General features: G+C 68.7%; 15 protein-coding genes. 1 reads left to right on the top strand and 14 read right to left on the bottom strand.

All coding sequences use genetic code 11. From position 1 onward, the window contains the following. Nucleotides 1-70: 70 nt before the first annotated feature. The 14 genes from nuoN to ACH4DZ_RS32890 all read right to left on the bottom strand — a co-directional run bounded on the left by nuoN (nt 71) and on the right by ACH4DZ_RS32890 (nt 16,410). On the bottom strand, nt 71-1,720 hold the full coding sequence (nuoN, locus tag ACH4DZ_RS32955; RefSeq protein ID WP_398291362.1) for an NADH-quinone oxidoreductase subunit NuoN: 1,650 nt from the start codon (nt 1,718-1,720) through the stop codon (nt 71-73). Beyond that, the gene (locus ACH4DZ_RS32950; RefSeq protein WP_398291360.1) at nt 1,717-3,288 is read right to left on the bottom strand and encodes an NADH-quinone oxidoreductase subunit M; all 1,572 of its coding nucleotides are present in this window, start codon (nt 3,286-3,288) and stop codon (nt 1,717-1,719) included. The genes nuoN and ACH4DZ_RS32950 overlap by 4 nt, the downstream gene beginning before the upstream one ends. Before the next feature lie 5 nt (nt 3,289-3,293). Further along, nucleotides 3,294-5,198, bottom strand: coding sequence for an NADH-quinone oxidoreductase subunit L (gene nuoL, locus ACH4DZ_RS32945; protein WP_398291358.1), 1,905 nt, complete (start codon nt 5,196-5,198; stop codon nt 3,294-3,296). Nucleotides 5,199-5,212: 14 nt separating this feature from the next. Continuing rightward, nucleotides 5,213-5,512, bottom strand: a complete 300-nt coding sequence (gene nuoK / locus ACH4DZ_RS32940) for an NADH-quinone oxidoreductase subunit NuoK (protein ID WP_069171239.1) — start codon at nt 5,510-5,512, stop codon at nt 5,213-5,215. After that, nucleotides 5,509-6,375 (bottom strand): NADH-quinone oxidoreductase subunit J, encoded by an 867-nt coding sequence (locus ACH4DZ_RS32935; protein WP_398291356.1) that lies wholly within the window; start codon nt 6,373-6,375, stop codon nt 5,509-5,511. Before ACH4DZ_RS32935 ends, nuoK begins: the two co-directional genes overlap by 4 nt. Continuing rightward, on the bottom strand, nt 6,372-7,013 hold the full coding sequence (gene nuoI / locus ACH4DZ_RS32930; RefSeq protein ID WP_398291354.1) for an NADH-quinone oxidoreductase subunit NuoI: 642 nt from the start codon (nt 7,011-7,013) through the stop codon (nt 6,372-6,374). The genes ACH4DZ_RS32935 and nuoI overlap by 4 nt, the downstream gene beginning before the upstream one ends. Further along, the gene (gene nuoH / locus ACH4DZ_RS32925; protein ID WP_398291352.1) at nt 7,006-8,403 is read right to left on the bottom strand and encodes an NADH-quinone oxidoreductase subunit NuoH; all 1,398 of its coding nucleotides are present in this window, start codon (nt 8,401-8,403) and stop codon (nt 7,006-7,008) included. The genes nuoI and nuoH overlap by 8 nt, the downstream gene beginning before the upstream one ends. Further along, nucleotides 8,400-10,904: an NADH-quinone oxidoreductase subunit G gene (locus tag ACH4DZ_RS32920; protein ID WP_398291350.1), complete on the bottom strand. Its 2,505-nt coding sequence runs from the start codon at nt 10,902-10,904 to the stop codon at nt 8,400-8,402. Before ACH4DZ_RS32920 ends, nuoH begins: the two co-directional genes overlap by 4 nt. Then, nucleotides 10,901-12,283, bottom strand: a complete 1,383-nt coding sequence (nuoF, locus tag ACH4DZ_RS32915) for an NADH-quinone oxidoreductase subunit NuoF (RefSeq protein ID WP_398291348.1) — start codon at nt 12,281-12,283, stop codon at nt 10,901-10,903. The genes ACH4DZ_RS32920 and nuoF overlap by 4 nt, the downstream gene beginning before the upstream one ends. Beyond that, nucleotides 12,283-13,248 carry an NADH-quinone oxidoreductase subunit NuoE gene (gene nuoE / locus ACH4DZ_RS32910; RefSeq protein WP_398291346.1) on the bottom strand — a complete coding sequence of 322 codons (966 nt, stop codon included), beginning with the start codon at nt 13,246-13,248 and terminating at the stop codon, nt 12,283-12,285. The genes nuoF and nuoE overlap by 1 nt, the downstream gene beginning before the upstream one ends. Then, entirely contained in the window at nt 13,245-14,612 is a 1,368-nt protein-coding gene (locus ACH4DZ_RS32905) for an NADH-quinone oxidoreductase subunit D (RefSeq protein WP_398291344.1), read from the bottom strand. Before ACH4DZ_RS32905 ends, nuoE begins: the two co-directional genes overlap by 4 nt. Then, entirely contained in the window at nt 14,609-15,406 is a 798-nt protein-coding gene (locus tag ACH4DZ_RS32900; protein ID WP_398291342.1) for an NADH-quinone oxidoreductase subunit C, read from the bottom strand. The genes ACH4DZ_RS32905 and ACH4DZ_RS32900 overlap by 4 nt, the downstream gene beginning before the upstream one ends. Further along, nucleotides 15,403-15,957 carry an NADH-quinone oxidoreductase subunit B family protein gene (locus ACH4DZ_RS32895; protein WP_307523713.1) on the bottom strand — a complete coding sequence of 185 codons (555 nt, stop codon included), beginning with the start codon at nt 15,955-15,957 and terminating at the stop codon, nt 15,403-15,405. The genes ACH4DZ_RS32900 and ACH4DZ_RS32895 overlap by 4 nt, the downstream gene beginning before the upstream one ends. 93 nt (nt 15,958-16,050) lie before the next feature. Continuing rightward, the gene (locus ACH4DZ_RS32890; RefSeq protein ID WP_033319564.1) at nt 16,051-16,410 is read right to left on the bottom strand and encodes an NADH-quinone oxidoreductase subunit A; all 360 of its coding nucleotides are present in this window, start codon (nt 16,408-16,410) and stop codon (nt 16,051-16,053) included. Nucleotides 16,411-17,198: 788 nt separating this feature from the next. Between ACH4DZ_RS32890 and ACH4DZ_RS32885 the strand changes: the two genes are divergently transcribed. Then, on the top strand, nt 17,199-18,044 hold the full coding sequence (locus ACH4DZ_RS32885) for a C40 family peptidase (RefSeq protein ID WP_398291339.1): 846 nt from the start codon (nt 17,199-17,201) through the stop codon (nt 18,042-18,044). Nucleotides 18,045-18,163: the final 119 nt, after the last annotated feature.

Genomic DNA, 18,163 nt, shown 5'->3' with positions numbered 1-18,163 from the left:
CCGGACCGTGCCGGTGAACGGCGTGGGCCCCGGTTCCGTACGGAACCGGGGCCCACGACTCACCAGACCCTCAGCGGACGAAAACGCCCGCCTGTCCCGCCAGGTCGAGGAAGTACTGCGGCGCCACACCGAGCACCAGCGTGACCGCCACGCCCACCGCGATGGCCGTCATCGTCAGGGGCGACGGCACGGCGACCGTGGGTCCCTCCGGACGCGGCTCGCTGAAGAACATCAGCACGATCACACGGATGTAGAAGAACGCCGCGATGGCCGACGAGATCACACCGACCACGACCAGCGCGCCCGCGCCGCCCTCGGCCGCCGCCTTGAACACGGCGAACTTGCCCGCGAAGCCGGAGGTCAGCGGGATGCCCGCGAAGGCCAGCAGATAGACCGCGAACACCGCCGCCACCAGTGGTGACCTGCGTCCGAGGCCGGCCCACTTGGACAGGTGCGTGGCCTCGCCGCCCGCGTCGCGGACGAGGGTGACCACCGCGAACGCGCCGATCGTCACGAACGAGTAGGCGCCCAGGTAGAAGAGCACCGACGACACACCGTCCGGTGTCATCGCGATGACACCGGCGAGGATGAATCCCGCGTGCGCGATGGACGAGTACGCGAGGAGCCGCTTGATGTCGGTCTGGGTGATCGCGACGATCGCGCCGCCCAGCATGGTGACGACCGCGACGCCCATCATCACCGGCCGCCAGTCCCAGCGCAGGCCCGGCAGGACGACGTACAGGAGCCGCAGCAGCGCGCCGAAGGCGGCCACCTTGGTCGCGGCGGCCATGAAGCCGGTCACCGGGGTCGGCGCGCCCTGGTAGACGTCCGGGGTCCACATGTGGAACGGCACCGCGCCGACCTTGAACAGCAGGCCCATGACGACCATCGCGGCGCCGATGAGCAGCAGCGCGTCGTTGCCCATGGTGTCGGCGAGCGCCGGGTTCACCGTCTCGACCGTGCCGTCGACGACCTGGGCGATCGTCGCGTACGACACGGAGCCCGCGTAGCCGTAGAGCAGGGCGATGCCGAAGAGGGTGAACGCGGAGGCGAACGCGCCGAGCAGGAAGTACTTGACCGCGGCCTCCTGCGACATGATCCGCTTGCGGCGGGCCACGGCGCACAGCAGGTAGAGCGGCAGCGAGAAGACCTCCAGCGCGATGAAGAGGGTCAGCAGGTCGTTCGCCGCCGGGAAGACGAGCATGCCGCCGATGGCGAAGAGCAGCAGCGGGAACACCTCGGTGGTGGTGAATCCCGCCTTGACCGCGGCCTTCTCGCTGTCGCTGCCCGGCACGGAGGCGGCCTGCGCGGCGAACGAGTCGACGCGGTTGCCGTGCGCCACGGGATCGAGGCGCCGTTCGGCGAACGTGAACACGCCCAGTACACCGGCCAGCAGGATGACGCCCTGAAGGAAGAGCGCGGGCCCGTCGACCGCGACGGCGCCCATCGCGGCGATACCCGCCTTCGTGGTGCCGTATCCGCTCGCCGCGAGGGCGACCACCGCGGCGAACGCGGCGGCGAGAGCGACGACGGACACGAAGACCTGCACGTAGTAGCGGGACCTGCGGGGCACGAAGGCCTCGACCAGGATTCCGATGACCGCCGCCCCGATGACGATCAGGGTGGGCGACAGCTGCCCGTACTCGATGTGCGGCGCGTCGATCTTCTGGATCGGCTCGGCCGCCGTTGTCCACAGGCTGTGGACGGCTGTAGCGCTCACTTGGCGGCCTCCACCTCGGGCTTGGGGTCCTTCTTGTGTACGTCGGACATGGTCTGCTTGACCGCCGGGTTGACGATGTCGGTGAGGGGCTTCGGGTAGACGCCGAGGAAGATCAACAGGGCGATCAGCGGGGCGACCACCGCGAGTTCCCTCACCTTGAGGTCGGGCATCGCCGAGACCTCGGGCTTCACCGGGCCCGTCATCGTCCGCTGGTAGAGGACGAGCGTGTAGAGCGCGGCGAGGACGATGCCGAAGGTGGCGATGATCCCGATGACCGGATAGCGCGCGAAGGTGCCGATCAGGACCAGGAACTCACTCACGAACGGGGCGAGTCCCGGCAGCGACAGCGTCGCCAGGCTGCCGATCAGGAAGGTGCCCGCGAGCACCGGGGCGACTTTCTGCACCCCTCCGTAGTCGGCGATCAGACGCGAGCCGCGCCGGGTGATCAGGAACCCGGCCACCAGCATCAGCGCGGCGGTCGAGATCCCGTGGTTGACCATGTAGAGCGTCGCGCCCGACTGCCCCTGGCTGGTCATCGCGAAGATGCCCATGATGATGAACCCGAAGTGGGAGATCGACGCGTACGCCACCAGACGCTTGATGTCCCGCTGGCCGACCGCGAGCAGCGCCCCGTAGATGATGCTGATCAGGGCGAGGACGAGGATCGCGGGTGTCGCCCACTTCGAGGCTTCCGGGAAGAGCTGGAGGCAGAAGCGGAGCATCGCGAAGGTGCCGACCTTGTCGACCACCGCGGTGATCAGTACGGCGACCGGGGCGGTGGCCTCCCCCATGGCGTTGGGCAGCCAGGTGTGGAGCGGCCACAGGGGCGCCTTCACCGCGAAGGCGAAGAAGAAGCCGAGGAACAGCCACCGTTCGGTGTTGGTCGCCATGTCCAGCGAGCCGTTGGCCCGGGCCTCGGCGATTGCCTGGAGCGAGAAGTTCCCCGCCACCACGTAGAGGCCGATCACGGCGGCCAGCATGATCAGGCCGCCGGCCAGGTTGTAGAGGAGGAACTTCACGGCGGCGTACGAGCGCTGCGCCGCCGCGTGTTCGTCCGAGCCCGCGTGGGCCCGGTCCCCGAAGCCGCCGATGAGGAAGTACATCGGGATGAGCATGGCTTCGAAGAAGATGTAGAAGAGGAAGACGTCGGTGGCCTCGAAGGAGATGATCACCATCGCCTCGACACCGAGGATCAGGGCGAAGAAGCCCTGGGTCGGCCGCCACCGGCTGCTGTGGGTCTCCAGCGGGTCGGCGTCGTGCCAGCCCGCGAGGATGATGAACGGGATCAGCAGGGCGGTCAGCGCGATCAGCGCCACCGCGATGCCGTCCACGCCCAGCTCGTACCGCACCCCGAAGTCCTTGATCCAGGAGTGCGATTCGGTGAGCTGGTAGCGGTCGCCGTCGGGGTCGAAGCGGACCAGGACGACGACGGCGAGGGCCAGGGTGGCGAGCGAGACGAGCAGCGCCAGCCATTTGGCCGCGGTGCGGCGGGCGGCCGGCACGGCGGCCGTGGCGATCGCCCCGATCGCCGGGAGGGCCGCCGTCGCTGTCAGCAGAGGAAAGGACATCGGTATCAGACCGCCCTCATCAGCAGGGTCGCGGCGATGAGGATCGCCGCACCGCCGAACATCGAGACGGCGTACGAGCGCGCGTAGCCGTTCTGCAGCTTGCGGAGCCGTCCGGACAGACCGCCCATCGAGGCCGCCGTGCCGTTGACGACCCCGTCGACCAGGGTGTGGTCGACGTACACCAGGGAGCGCGTGAGGTGCTCGCCGCCGCGCACCAGGACGACGTGGTTGAAGTCGTCCTGGAGGAGGTCGCGCCGGGCGGCCCGGGTGAGCAGGGAGCCGCGCGGGGCGACGACCGGGACGGGACGGCGCCCGTACTGGACGTAGGCGAGGCCGACGCCGATGACGAGCACGACCATCGTGGAGAGCGTGACGGTGGTCGCGCCGATCGGCGGGTGTCCGTGCGCGTGCTCGGTGACGGGCTCCAGCCAGTGCAGGAAGCGGTCACCGATGCCGAAGAAGCCACCCGCGAAGACCGATCCGAAGGCCAGCACGATCATGGGGATCGTCATGGACCGCGGCGACTCGTGCGGGTGCGGCTCGTGGCCGTTCTCGTCCGGCTGCCAGCGCTTCTCCCCGAAGAACGTCATCAGCATCACGCGCGTCATGTAGAACGCGGTGATGGCCGCGCCCAGCAGGGCCACGCCGCCGAGGATCCAGCCCTCGGTGCCGCCCTTGGCGAAGGCGGCTTCGATGATCTTGTCCTTGGAGAAGAAGCCGGACAGGCCCGGGAAGCCGATGATGGCGAGGTACCCGAGGCCGAACGTCACGAAGGTGACCGGCATGTGCTTGCGCAGGCCGCCGTACTTCCGCATGTCGACCTCGTCGTTCATGCCGTGCATGACCGAACCGGCGCCGAGGAAGAGCCCGGCCTTGAAGAAGCCGTGCGTCACCAGGTGCATGATCGCGAAGACGTACCCGATCGGGCCGAGGCCCGCCGCGAGGATCATGTAGCCGATCTGCGACATGGTCGAACCGGCGAGCGCCTTCTTGATGTCGTCCTTGGCGCAACCGACGATCGCACCGAAGAGCAGCGTGACCGCTCCGACGACGGTGGTGACGAGCTGGGCGTCCGGCGCGGCGTTGAAGATCGCCCCGGAGCGGACGATCAGGTACACACCCGCGGTCACCATGGTCGCGGCGTGGATGAGGGCCGAGACCGGGGTCGGGCCCTCCATCGCGTCCCCGAGCCATGACTGCAGCGGCACCTGGGCGGACTTGCCGCACGCGGCGAGCAGCAGCATCAGCCCGATGGCGGTGAGCTTGCCCTCGCCCGTCTCACCGGTGGCCTCCAGGACCGGCCCGAAGGCGAAGGTCCCGAAGGTGGTGAACATCAGCATGATGGCGATCGACAGACCCATGTCGCCGACGCGGTTGACCAGGAAGGCCTTCTTCGCGGCGGTCGCGGCACTGGGCTTGTGCTGCCAGAAGCCGATGAGCAGGTACGAGGCGAGGCCCACGCCCTCCCAGCCGACGTACAGCAGCAGGTAGTTGTCGGCGAGGACGAGCAGCAGCATCGCCGCGAGGAACAGGTTCAGATAGCCGAAGAAGCGGCGGCGGCGCTCGTCGTGCTCCATGTACCCGATCGAGTACACGTGGATGAGCGAGCCGACGCCGGTGATCAGCAGTACGAACGTCATCGACAGCTGGTCGAGCTGGAAGGCGACGTCCGCCTGGAAGCCCTCGACGGGGATCCAGCTGAACAGGTGCTGCGCGAGGGCACGGTGCTCCTCGTCCTTGCCCAGCATGTCGGCGAAGAGGATCACGCCGATCACGAAGGAGGCGGACGCGAGGACCGTGCCGATCCAGTGGCCGACGGCATCGAGCCGCCTGCCGCCGCACAGCAGTACGGCCGCTCCGAGCAGAGGCGCCGCTACCAGCAGCGCAATCAGATTCTCAGCGTTAGTCACGGTTCAGCGACCCCTTACAGCTTCATCAGGCTGGCGTCGTCGACCGAGGCCGAGTGGCGGGAACGGAACAGCGACACGATGATCGCGAGCCCGACCACGACCTCCGCGGCGGCGACGACCATCGTGAAGAAGGCGATGATCTGGCCGTCGAGATTGCCGTGCATCCGGGAGAAGGCGACGAACGCGAGGTTGCAGGCGTTGAGCATCAGCTCGATGCACATGAACACCACGATCGCGTTCCGCCTGATCAGGACACCCGAGGCGCCGATCGTGAACAACAGGGCGGCGAGGTACAGGTAGTTGACCGGGTTCACTTCGCGGCCTCCTCTTCGCGTCCTTCGCGGCCGAGCCGCTCCCCGGAACGCTGTTCGAGCGCCTTCAGGTCCTTGATGGCCTGGTCCGACACATCACGGATCTGGCCGCGCTCGCGCAGCGTGCTGATGACGGTCAGTTCGGACGGGGTGCCGTCCGGGAGGAGACCGGCGATGTCCACCGCGTTGTGCCGGGCGTACACGCCGGGTGCGGGCAGCGGCGGAAGCTGCTTGTTCGCCCGTACGCGTTCCTCGGCCATCTCACGCTGGGTCTTGGCCCGCTCGGTGCGCTCGCGGTGGGTGAGCACCATCGCGCCGACGGCGGCCGTGATGAGCAGGGCGCCGGTGATCTCGAAGGCGAAGACGTACTTCGTGAAGATGAGGGCGGCCAGCCCTTCCACGTTGCCGCCGGCGTTGGCCTGGGTCAGGCCCTCGAACTCGTTCAGCGACGCGTTCCCGATGCCCGCGCACAGCAGGACGCCGAAGCCGAGGCCGCACAGGAGGGCCAGCCAGCGCTGGCCCTTGATGGTCTCCTTCAGGGAGTCCGCCGCGGTGACACCGACGAGCATGACCACGAAGAGGAACAGCATCATGATCGCGCCGGTGTAGACGACGACCTGCACGATGCCCAGGAAGTACGCGCCGTTGGCGAGGTAGAACACCGCCAGGATGATCATGGTTCCGGCGAGGCACAGCGCGCTGTGCACGGACTTCTTCATGAGGACGGTGCACAGGGCGCCGATCACGGCGACCGTACCGAGGATCCAGAACTGGAAGGCCTCGCCGGTGGAGGTCGAGTAGGCCGCCAGCGAGGTGGTGGCATCGACGGCGAGGGGGCCTGCGTGGGCGGCGAGCGGGGCGGTCATCGGCCGATCACCTGCTCCGACGCCGGCTCGTCCTCACCGAAGGTCGACGCGGCCTCCTGCGGCACCTCGCCCCTGGAGACGGCGACCTGGGTCTCCGTACCCGGCGCGGCCTCGGTGACCAGCCCCCGGTAGTAGTCCTGCTCGTCCGTGCCCGGGAAGATCGAGTGCGGCGACTCGACCATGCCCTCCTCCAGGCCGGAGAGCAGCTGCTCCTTGGTGTAGATGAGGTTGGCGCGGCTGCTGTCGGCCAGCTCGAACTCGTTGGTCATCGTGAGCGCGCGCGTGGGGCACGCCTCGATGCACAGGCCGCACAGGATGCAGCGCGCGTAGTTGATCTGGTAGACGCGTCCGTAGCGCTCGCCCGGGGAGTAGCGCTCCTCCTCGGTGTTCTCCGCGCCCTCCACATAGATGGCGTCCGCGGGACACGCCCAGGCGCACAGCTCGCAGCCGATGCACTTCTCCAGGCCGTCCGGGTGGCGATTGAGCTGGTGCCGGCCGTGGAAGCGCGGTGCGGTGGTCTTCTGCTGCTCCGGATACTGCTCGGTCAGCCGCTTCTTGAACATGGCCTTGAAGGTCACGCCGAAGCCTGCGACGGGATTCTGGAAACCGGGTTTGGTCTCCTTCTGCTCATCAGCCATCGGACGCCTCCTTTCCGTCACGAGGTCCATCGGATCCGTCACTGTCAGTATTCACGCCACCACTGACAATCAACTCCCGCTCCCGGCGCGGGCGGCGCCGGGGCACCGGCGGCAACTCCTGCCCCGGCAGCGGCGGCACGGGATATCCGCCCGCCATCGGGTCGAAGGCGACGGGTTCGTCCGGCGCCTCCCGGGCGCTCTCGGCGTCCTTGCGTTCGCGGAACATGTCGACGACGAACGAGAGCAGCAGCAGGACGAGGACGCCGCCGCCCACGTACAGGGCGATGTCGGCGAAGTCGTAGTTCTCGTTGCGCAGGGTCCGTACGGTCGCGACGAGCATCAGCCAGACCACGGAGACCGGGATCAGGACCTTCCAGCCGAGCTTCATCAGCTGGTCGTAGCGGACGCGGGGCAGCGTGCCGCGCAGCCAGATGAAGAAGAACAGCAGCAGCTGCACCTTGATGACGAACCACAGCATCGGCCACCAGCCGTGGTTGGCGCCCTCCCAGAAGGTGCTGATCGGCCAGGGAGCCCGCCAGCCGCCCAGGAAGAGCGTCACGGAGACCGCCGAGACGGTCACCATGTTCACGTACTCGGCGAGCATGAACAGCGCGAACTTGATGGACGAGTACTCGGTGTTGAAGCCGCCGACCAGGTCGCCCTCGGACTCCGGCATGTCGAAGGGGGCGCGGTTGGTCTCGCCGACCATCGTCACGATGTAGATCAGGAACGACACCGGCAGCAGGACGATGTACCAGCGGTCCTGCTGCTGGGCGACGATCTCCGAGGTCGACATCGAGCCGGAGTACAGGAACACCGAAGCGAACGCGGCACCCATGGCGATCTCGTAGGAGATCATCTGCGCGCACGAGCGCAGACCGCCGAGCAGCGGATACGTGGACCCGGAGGACCAGCCCGCGAGCACGATGCCGTAGATGCCCACCGAGGCGACCGCGAGGATGTAGAGCATCGCGATCGGCAGGTCGGTGAGCTGCATCGTGGTGCGCTGGCCGAGGATCGAGATCTCGTTGCCGGCCGGCCCGAAGGGGATCACGGCGATCGCCATGAAGGCCGGGATGGCCGCCACGATCGGCGCGAGGACATAGACGACCTTGTCCGCGCGCTTGACGATCAGGTCTTCCTTGAGCATCAGCTTGATGCCGTCGGCGAGCGACTGGAGCATGCCCCAGGGGCCGTGCCGGTTGGGGCCGATGCGCAGCTGCATCCAGGCGACGACCTTGCGCTCCCACACGATGGAGAAGAGCACGGTGATCATCAGGAAGGCGAAGCAGAAGACCGCCTTGATGACGACCAGCCACCAGACGTCCCGGCCGAACACGGAGAGGTCCTCCGCGGCCAGGTAGACCGGCGCGGTGAGGTTCGGGGTCATACCTCCACCTCCTTGGGGGCCTCGCCGGCGAGCGTCGCCGGTCCGATGCGGACGAGTGCGCCGGGGGCCGCGCCCGTGTCCGAGGCGACGCCTCCCCCGGCGGAGTTCAGCGGGAGCCAGACCACCCGGTCGGGCATCTGCGTGATCCGCAGCGGGAGTTCGACCGCTCCCGAGGGGCCGGTCACGGCCAGCGTGTCGCCGTCCTTGACACCCGCCTCGGCGGCCGTGGCGGGCGACACGCGCGCGTGGGCGGCGTGCCGGGTCCCGGCGAGCGCCTCGTCGCCCTCCTGGAGGCGCCCCTGGTCGAGCAGCAGCCGGTGCCCGGCGAGCACGGCCTCGCCGGCGGCGGGCCGCGGCAACTGCGCCGCGGTCTCCAGCGGCTCGGTGGCCCGCGGCCCGTCCCAGGCGCCGAGCCGGTCCAGCTCTCCGCGCACGGTCCGCAGGTCGGGCAGTCCCAGGTGTACGTCCATGGCGTCGGCCAGCATCTGCAGGACGCGCGCGTCGGTGGGAGCCACCCGGCGGGTCATCTGGTCGGGCTTCAGAGCGGCCTCGAAGAGGCGTGCCCGGCCCTCCCAGTTGAGGAAGGTGCCCGCCTTCTCGGCGACCGCGGCGACCGGGAACACGACGTCCGCGTGCTCGGTGATCTCACTGGGACGCAGTTCCAGCGACACCAGGAAGCCCACTTCGGACAGTGCGGCACGCGCGCGCGTGGGGTCGGGGAGGTCGGCGACCTCGACGCCCGCCACGACGAGCGCGGAGAGTTCGCCGGTGGCGGCGGCCTCGACGATCTGTCCGGTGTCGCGGCCGTGCCGGTGCGGAAGCGCGCCGATCTTCCAGGCCCCGATGACCTCGTCCCGCGCGCGCGGGTCGGTGGCCGGACGTCCGCCGGGCAGCAGCGAGGGCATCGCCCCCGCCTCGATCGCGCCGCGTTCCCCGGCCCTGCGCGGGATCCACACCAGTTGGGCGCCGGTGGCGGTGGCGGCCCGTACGGCGGCGGTGAGCCCGCCCGCCACGGAGGCCAGCCGCTCACCGACGACGATCACGGCGCCCGCGAGGCGCAGTGCCTCGGCGGCCTTCGCCCCGTCGTCCTCCAGGCCGGTGCCGGACGCGAGCGCGTCCAGCCACGCGGTCTCGGTGCCGGGGGCGGCCGACAGCAGCGTGCCGCCCGCCTTCTCCAGGCCGCGGGTCGCGTGCGTGGCCAGCGAGAAGGTCTTCTGCCCGTGTCCGCGCCACGCCTTGCGGAGCCGCAGGAAGACGCCGGGCGCCTCCTCCTCGGACTCGAATCCGGCGAGCAGGACCGCGGGCGCCTTCTCCAGCGCGGTGTACGTGACCCCCGTACCGTCGAGATCGCGGCCACGCCCGGCGACGCGGGCGGCCAGGAACTCGGCCTCCTCGGCGCTGTGCACGCGCGCGCGGAAGTCGATGTCGTTCGTGTCGAGGGCCACGCGCGCGAACTTGCTGTACGCGTAGGCGTCCTCGACGGTCAGCCGGCCGCCGGTGAGGACGCCGGCCCGGGAGCGGGCCGCCAGGAGCCCTTGGGCCGCCGCCTCCAGTGCCTCGGGCCACGAGGCGGGCTCCAGCTCACCGGACCCGCCGCGCACCAGGGGCGTCGTCAGCCGGTCCCGCTGCTGCGCGTACCGGAAGCCGAACCGCCCCTTGTCGCACATCCACTCCTCGTTGACCTCGGGGTCGTCGGCCGCGATGCGCCGCATGACCTTGCCGCGCCGGTGGTCGGTGCGGGTCGCGCAGCCGCCGGAGCAGTGCTCGCACACCGAGGGCGAGGAGACGAGGTCGAAGGGCCGCGAGCGGAATCGGTACGCCGCCGAGGTGAGCGCCCCGACGGGGCAGATCTGGATGGTGTTCCCGGAGAAGTACGACTCGAAGGGGTCGCCCTCGCCGGTACCGACCTGCTGGAGCGCGCCCCGCTCGATCAGTTCGATCATCGGGTCGCCCGCGACCTGGTTGGAGAACCGGGTGCAGCGGGCGCACAGCACGCACCGCTCGCGGTCGAGCAGTACCTGGGTGGAGATCGGGACGGGCTTCTCGTACGTGCGCTTCTTGCCGTCGAAGCGGGACTCGGAGTCGCCGTGCGACATGGCCTGGTTCTGCAGCGGGCACTCGCCGCCCTTGTCGCAGACGGGGCAGTCCAGCGGGTGGTTGATGAGCAGCAGCTCCATCACACCCTTCTGGGCCTTCTCGGCGACAGGAGAGGTGAGATGGGTCTTGACGACCATCCCGTCCGTGCAGGTGATCGTGCAGGACGCCATGGGCTTGCGCTGGCCCTCGACCTCGACGATGCACTGGCGGCAGGCGCCGGCCGGGTCGAGGAGGGGGTGGTCGCAGAAGCGGGGGATCTCGATGCCGAGCTGTTCGGCGGCGCGGATGACCAGGGTGCCCTTGGGCACGCTGATCTCGACGCCGTCGATGGTCAGTGAGACGAGATCCTCCGGCGGGACCGCCGCCTCCCCGCCTCCGGAGGGAGCGCTCGTGGTCACGGTCATGCGTTCACCTCCGTGTGCTTGTCCTTGTCGGCCCAGACCGTCGACCTGGCGGGGTCGAAGGGGCAGCCGCGGCCCGTGATGTGCTCCTCGTACTCCGCGCGGAAGTACTTGAGGGAGGAGAAGATCGGTGAGGCGGCGCCGTCGCCGAGGGCGCAGAAGGACTTGCCGTTGATGTTGTCGGCGATGTCGTTCAGCTTGTCGAGGTCGGACATGACGCCCTTGCCGGCCTCGATGTCGCGCAGCAACTGCACGAGCCAGTACGTGCCTTCGCGGCAAGGTGTGCACTTGCCGCAGGACTCGTGGGCGTAGAACTCGGTCCACCGCGTGACGGCCCGTACGACACAGGTCGTCTCGTCGAAGCACTGGAGTGCTTTCGTGCCGAGCATGGAACCCGCGGCGCCCACTCCTTCGTAATCAAGGGGGACGTCGAGGTGTTCGTCGGTGAACATCGGGGTCGAGGAGCCGCCCGGCGTCCAGAACTTGAGGCGGTGTCCGGCCCGGATGCCGCCGCTCATGTCGAGGAGCTGACGCAGGGTGATGCCGAGGGGGGCCTCGTACTGGCCGGGGCTGGTGACATGGCCGCTGAGCGAGTAGAGCGTGAAGCCCGGGGACTTCTCGCTTCCCATCGAGCGGAACCATTCTTTGCCCTTGTGGAGAATCGCGGGAACCGACGCGATCGACTCGACGTTGTTCACCACAGTGGGACAGGCATAAAGACCCGCGACCGCAGGGAAAGGGGGACGAAGTCGCGGCTGCCCACGGCGGCCTTCGAGCGAGTCGAGGAGCGCGGTCTCCTCACCACAGATGTACGCGCCCGCGCCCGCGTGCACGGTGAGCTGGAGATCGAGTCCGCTGCCCAGGATGTTCTCTCCCAGGTAGCCCGCCTCGTGGGCCTCGCGTACGGCCTCGTGCAGGCGCCGCAGTACGGGGACGACCTCGCCCCGCAGATAGATGAACGCATGCGAAGACCGGATCGCGTAACAGGCGATCACAATGCCCTCGATGAGGCTGTGCGGGTTCGCGAAGAGGAGCGGGATGTCCTTACAGGTCCCGGGCTCCGATTCGTCGGCGTTGACAACTAGATAGTGAGGCTTTCCGTCACCCTGGGGAATGAACTGCCACTTCATTCCCGTCGGGAATCCCGCGCCGCCCCGGCCGCGCAGACCGGATTCCTTCACATAGGCGATGAGGTCGTCCGGTGACATGGCGAGCGCCTTGCGCAGGCCCTCGTACCCGTCGTGCCGCCGGTACGTGTCCATCGTCCAGGACTTGTCCTCGTCCCAGAAGGCCGACAGCACCGGTGCGAGCACCTTCTCGGGGCTGTGTTCCCCGCCGGTCTCCGGCTGGGAGGTGCCCCCGTATCGAGTGGACAAGGCCATCACTCCCCCTCCTCGGCGGCGGGCCCGGCCGGGTGGTCCGGGTCGGAGGCCGACGTGTCCTGCGGTGCGTCGTGCGAACTCAGGTGCTTGGACGATGGTTGGCCGGACGGTGACGGGTCGCGCGGCGACCCGTCCCGGGAGGACCCGGAAGACCCGGGAGATTCGGAAGCCCCTGAAGGACCGGAGGAGCCGGCAGAACCGGCGGAGCCGGGAGCTTCGGACCCGCGCGGATGCACCACGCGCGCCGGACCCGTCTCCCCCTTGGCCAGCCGCAGGCCCACCAGCGAGGCGGGGCCCGCGCCGCCGCTCGCCTCGACCGCGCCGGGGCGCTCGTCGGGGAAGCCCGCCAGGATGCGGGCGGTGTCCTTGAACGTGCACAGGGGGGCGCCGCGGGTCGGATCGACCTGTGTTCCCGCGCGCAGGTCGTCGACGAGGCTCTTCGCGCTCGCCACGGTCTGGTTGTCGAAGAACTCCCAGTTGACCATCACGACCGGCGCGAAGTCGCAGGCCGCGTTGCACTCGATGTGCTCCAGGGTGACCTTGCCGTCGCCGGTGGTCTCGCCGTTGCCGACGCCCAGGTGCTCCTGGAGGGCTTCGAAGATCGCGTCGCCGCCCATGACGGCGCACAGCGTGTTGGTGCAGACGCCCACCTGGTAGTCGCCGCTCGGCTTGCGGCGGTACATGGAGTAGAAGGTGGCGACCGCGGTCACCTCGGCCGTGGTGAGGCCGAGCATCTCCGCGCAGAACCGCTGCCCCGTGCGCGTGACATGGCCCTCCTCCGACTGCACGAGGTGCAGCAGCGGAAGGAGGGCGGACCGGGAGTCCGGGTAGCGGGCGATGATCTCGCGCGCGTCCGCTTCGAGCCGGGCCCGGACATCGTCCGGGTAGTCCGGCGGGGGCAGTTGGGGCATCCCCAAGCTGATGCCCTGTGGCTGTACGCCCTGCTCGGAAGGAGTGGTGGTCACCGGTCGACGCCTCCCATCACGGGGTCGATGGAGGCGACGGCCACGATGACGTCGGCGATCTGGCCGCCCTCGCACATCGCCGCCATGGCCTGCAGGTTGGTGAAGGACGGGTCCCGGTAGTGGACCCGGTAGGGGCGGGTGCCTCCGTCGGACACGACGTGCACCCCGAGTTCCCCCTTGGGTGACTCGACGGCCGCGTACGCCTGTCCCGGCGGGACGCGGAAGCCCTCGGTCACCAGCTTGAAGTGGTGGATCAGGGCCTCCATGGAGGTGCCCATGATCTTCTTGATGTGGTCGAGCGAGTTGCCGAGGCCGTCGGGGCCGAGCGCGAGCTGGGCGGGCCAGGCGATCTTCTTGTCGGTGACCATGACCGGACCGGGCTGCAGCCGGTCCAGGCACTGCTCGACGATCGCGAGCGACTGGCGCATCTCCTCAAGCCGGATGAGGAAGCGCCCGTACGCGTCGGCGGTGTCCGTGGTCGGGACGTCGAAGTCGTACGTCTCGTAGCCGCAGTACGGCTGGGCCTTGCGCAGGTCGTGCGGGAGGCCGGCGGACCGCAGGATCGGTCCTGTGGCACCGAGGGCCATGCAGCCGGTCAGGTCCAGGTGGCCGACGTCCTGCATACGGGCCTTGAAGATGGGGTTCCCGGTGGCGAGCTTGTCGTACTCGGGAAGGTTCTTCCGCATCTTCTTCACGAACTCGCGGATGTGGTCCACCGCGCCCGGGGGCAGGTCCTGGGCGAGGCCGCCGGGCCGGATGAACGCGTGGTTCATGCGCAGGCCGGTGATGAGTTCGTAGATGTCGAGAATGAGTTCACGATCACGGAATCCGTAGATCATGATCGTGGTGGCGCCGAGCTCCATGCCGCCGGTGGCGATGCACACCAGGTGCGAGGAGAGCCGGTTCAGCTCCATCAGGAGCACCCGGATGATCGTCGCGCGGTCCGGGACCTGGTCCTCGATGCCGAGGAGCTTCTCGACGGCGAGACAGTACGCGGTCTCGTTGAAGAAGGACGTCAGGTAGTCCATGCGCGTCACGAAGGTGGTGCCCTGCGTCCACGTCCGGTATTCGAGGTTCTTCTCGATGCCGGTGTGCAGGTAGCCGATGCCGCAGCGGGCCTCGGTGACCGTCTCGCCCTCGATCTCCAGGATGAGCCGGAGCACGCCGTGGGTGGACGGGTGCTGGGGGCCCATGTTGACGACGATGCGCTCGTCGTCGGCCCTGGCCGCGGTCTGGACGACCTCGTCCCAGTCGCCACCGGTGACCGTGTAGACGGTGCCTTCGGTGGTCTCCCGCGCCGACGCCGACTGCGTGCTCGCCGACTGCGCGCCGGCTGACTGTGCACTCGTTGACTGCGTGCTCATGAGTACGACCTCCGCTGGTCCGGAGCCGGGATCTGGGCGCCCTTGTACTCGACGGCGATGCCGCCGAGGGGATAGTCCTTGCGCTGCGGGAAGCCCTGCCAGTCGTCCGGCATCATGATCCGCGTCAGCGCCGGGTGACCTTCGAAGACGATGCCGAAGAAGTCGTACGTCTCGCGCTCGTGCCAGTCGTTGGTCGGATAGACCGTGACCAGGGACGGGATGCGCGGGTCGCTGTCGGGGGCACTGACTTCGAGGCGGATCAGCCGGTTGTGGGTGAGCGAGCGCAGGTGGTAGACGGCGTGCAGCTCGCGGCCCTTGTCGGCCGGGTAGTGCACTCCGCTCACTCCGGTGCAGAGCTCGAAGCGCAGGGCCGGGTCGTCGCGCAGGGTCCGGGCGACCTGGAGCAGGTGCTCGCGCTCGACGTGGAAGGTGAGCTCGTCGCGGTCGACGATCGTCTTCTCGATCGCGTTCTCCGGGACCAGCCCCTGTTCCTCCAGGGCGCCTTCGAGTTCGTCGGCGACCTCGTCGAACCAGCCGCCGTACGGGCGGGCGGCCGGGCCGGGGAGGCGGATCGAGCGGACCAGGCCGCCGTATCCGGAGGTGTCCCCGCCGTTGTTGGCGCCGAACATGCCGCGCTGGACGCGGATCTCCTCCCCGCCGTCGCCGCGCTGGCCCGGCAGGTTGGAGGCGCCGAGGTCCTTCTCGGGGTTGGCGCCGTTGGTGCCGTCGCCGGCCGGACCCCCGCCCTTGCCGTCTCCGGTCGGGCTCTTGCCGTTGCCGTTCGCGTCGCTCACCGCAGCAGCCCCTTCATCTCGATGGTGGGGAGCGCCTTGAGCGCCGCTTCCTCCGCCTCACGGGCCGCTTCCTCGGCGTTCACGCCGAGCTTCGAGGACTGGATCTTCTGGTGGAGCTTGAGGATCGCGTCCACCAGCATCTCGGGCCGCGGCGGACAGCCCGGGAGGTAGATGTCGACGGGGACGATGTGATCGACGCCCTGCACGATCGCGTAGTTGTTGAACATGCCGCCCGAAGAGGCGCAGACCCCCATGGAGATCACCCACTTGGGGTTCGGCATCTGGTCGTAGACCTGCCTCAGAACCGGTGCCATCTTCTGGCTGACACGCCCGGCGACGATCATCAGGTCGGCCTGCCGCGGTGAGCCGCGGAAGACCTCCATGCCGAAGCGCGCCAGGTCGTAGCGGCCCGCCCCTGTCGTCATCATCTCGATGGCGCAGCAGGCGAGGCCGAAGGTGGCGGGAAAGACGGACGACTTGCGCACCCACCCCGCGGCCTGCTCGACGGTGGTCAGCAGGAAGCCGCTCGGCAGCTTTTCTTCGAGTCCCATGCTCAATGGCTCCTCTGTCCCCTATACGGGGCTCAGTCCCTTGCGGGGGTCAGTCCCATGCGGGGCCCTTACGGGTGTCGGTCCCATACGGGTTCAGTCCCATTCCAGGCCGCCGCGCCGCCACACGTACGCGTAGGCGACGAAGACGGTGAGCACGAAGAGCAGCATCTCCACGAGCCCGAAGACCCCGAGCGCGTCGAAGGTGACGGCCCAGGGATAGAGGAAGACGATCTCGATATCGAAAATGATGAAGAGCATCGCCGTCAGGTAGTACTTGATGGGGAACCGCCCGCCGCCCGCCGGCGTGGGGGTCGGCTCGATCCCGCACTCGTAGGCCTCAAGCTTGGCCCGGTTGTATCGCTTTGGACCGATAAGCGTGGCCATGACCACGGAGAAGATCGCAAAGCCTGCCCCGAGGGCTCCCAGTACGAGGATGGGCGCATACGCGTTCACCGCTCCTCGCTCCTCTCAGTCGGCATTGACTGCTGGCGGTTGCATCAGGCGTCGCCCCCGCTCCACGAACCCCATGGACCTCATGAGGCGCGCGAGCTCCGTGCGGCTCACACGAAGATCGCGCACATGTGAAGCAGGTCACAAGCCCAACTGCCCCGCATCCTATGCCTGCCGGTCTGTGATCTGCGACACGGGGTACGACAACGCCTTTGTGATCTCCACCACCCAGCCAAGGATCATGAAGTCGGATGAGTGCCGATCTTCGTACGAGAAGCGTCCGAGTGATCACCAGAGGTGACATTTTCGCCCGTCGTCGCTGGTCCGGGCCTTGGCGCACTATCAAGCCAGGCGGATCCAAGGCAAATTGGTGCTGGACCGGGCCGCTTGATAGTGGAACTCGTTCACACGTCGGGGGGAGTTGGGATGTCCGTTGTGGACGGCGAGGGTGCGTGCATCCGTTCACGAGCGGAAGCCGGCGCCGGGCCGACCCCGGGCCACCCTCCGGGTTGGCGCCGGGTCTCCCCACGATCCGCACGCGCAACGCGACCGCCGGGGCTTCCGTTCCGTGACGTGCGTCACATCGGTAACAGGCCGGAAACAACCGGGCTTGGCCAACCGCCTCAACGAGTGGTAGGTCGCGGGCAATTCGGACGTAACTCGAAAAGGCCGTGATCACAGGCGCGTCGGGCACTGTCCGCAATGCCCGTTACGGCGTCAATAAAGGGCGTCACGACCCCGATTCGCGGCTCCGTTGAACAATTGTGGCGCACCACACGTTTCTTGAAGGTATGGAGGAGCCCCTGATACCGGTTGTCCCTATGTCCCACACCGCTCACATACGAAGCCACCGGAAACCCCGGCCTCGCAGCAGTTCGGCGCTCGCGATGCGCGCCGGAGTTGCCGGTGGCGTCCTCGGCACCCTGGCAGTGGCCGGTGCCGCCGGAACGGCCAACGCGGCCGAGCCGGTGACCCAGACCATCGAGCTGCCCACCCTCACGGCAGACATGACCGCTCAGGTCGCCGAGTCCGCGGAGGTCACCCAGCAGGCCGCGGCCGACTACCAGCTGCGTGCCGAGCGTGACGCGGCTGCCGAAAAGGCCGCGAAGCAGGCCAAGTCGGACCTCGCAGACGCGAAGAAGAAGGCCGAGGCCAAGGAGAAGGCCGAGGCGGCCCGCAAGGAGGCCGCCGAGCGCGCCACCCGCTCCGCGGGCCGGACGACCCTCACGACGGCCTCCACGGCCTCCACGGCCGCCAGCAGCGACGCCGTGGCTCCTGCCAGCGGCAGCGTCGGGACCGTCATCAGCTTCCTGCGGGCGCAGGTCGGCGACGCCTACGTCATGGGGGCCTCCGGACCCGACGCGTGGGACTGCTCCAGCCTCGTCCAGGCGGCGTTCAAGCAGGTCGGTGTCGACCTGCCGCGCGTCTCCCAGGACCAGTCCGTGGCCGGCACCCCGGTCTCGCTGTCCAACGTCCAGGTCGGCGACATCCTGTACTGGGGTGGCGCGGGCTCGGCGTACCACGTGGGTGTCTACATCGGCGGCGGGCAGTACCTGGACGCGGCGAACCCCTCGAAGGGCGTCGTCATCCAGGACCTGTCGGGCTACCCGGCGAGCGGTGCGGTCCGGGTGCTCTGACCTTCGGTCACACGACCCCGGGTCACCCGCCCTTGGGACGCACGTCCCTGGGCCACACCTTTTGAACGCTTTTGTGGGCCGTTTCCCCGGCGGGGGAAACGGCCCACAAGCATGCGTGC

It is taken from the genome of Streptomyces sp. NPDC017991, from assembly GCF_044328075.1.
Lineage (GTDB): Bacteria > Actinomycetota > Actinomycetes > Streptomycetales > Streptomycetaceae > Streptomyces.
Note: the sequence above shows the minus strand (reverse complement) of the source record. Positions and strands in the feature narration are given on the sequence as shown.

Excerpts from the sequence above, each read along its gene's own strand:
- nuoH (WP_398291352.1), bottom strand. The coding sequence starts at position 8,403 with ATGACCCCGAACCTCACCGCGCCGGTCTACCTGGCCGCGGAGGACCTC.
- nuoI (WP_398291354.1), bottom strand. The coding sequence starts at position 7,013 with ATGGCTGATGAGCAGAAGGAGACCAAACCCGGTTTCCAGAATCCCGTC.
- ACH4DZ_RS32920 (WP_398291350.1), bottom strand. The coding sequence starts at position 10,904 with ATGACCGTGACCACGAGCGCTCCCTCCGGAGGCGGGGAGGCGGCGGTC.
- ACH4DZ_RS32950 (WP_398291360.1), bottom strand. The coding sequence starts at position 3,288 with ATGTCCTTTCCTCTGCTGACAGCGACGGCGGCCCTCCCGGCGATCGGG.
- nuoF (WP_398291348.1), bottom strand. The coding sequence starts at position 12,283 with ATGGCCTTGTCCACTCGATACGGGGGCACCTCCCAGCCGGAGACCGGC.
- ACH4DZ_RS32895 (WP_307523713.1), bottom strand. The coding sequence starts at position 15,957 with ATGGGACTCGAAGAAAAGCTGCCGAGCGGCTTCCTGCTGACCACCGTC.
- ACH4DZ_RS32905 (WP_398291344.1), bottom strand. The coding sequence starts at position 14,612 with ATGAGCACGCAGTCAACGAGTGCACAGTCAGCCGGCGCGCAGTCGGCG.
- ACH4DZ_RS32935 (WP_398291356.1), bottom strand. The coding sequence starts at position 6,375 with ATGACCGCCCCGCTCGCCGCCCACGCAGGCCCCCTCGCCGTCGATGCC.
- ACH4DZ_RS32885 (WP_398291339.1), top strand. The coding sequence starts at position 17,199 with ATGGAGGAGCCCCTGATACCGGTTGTCCCTATGTCCCACACCGCTCAC.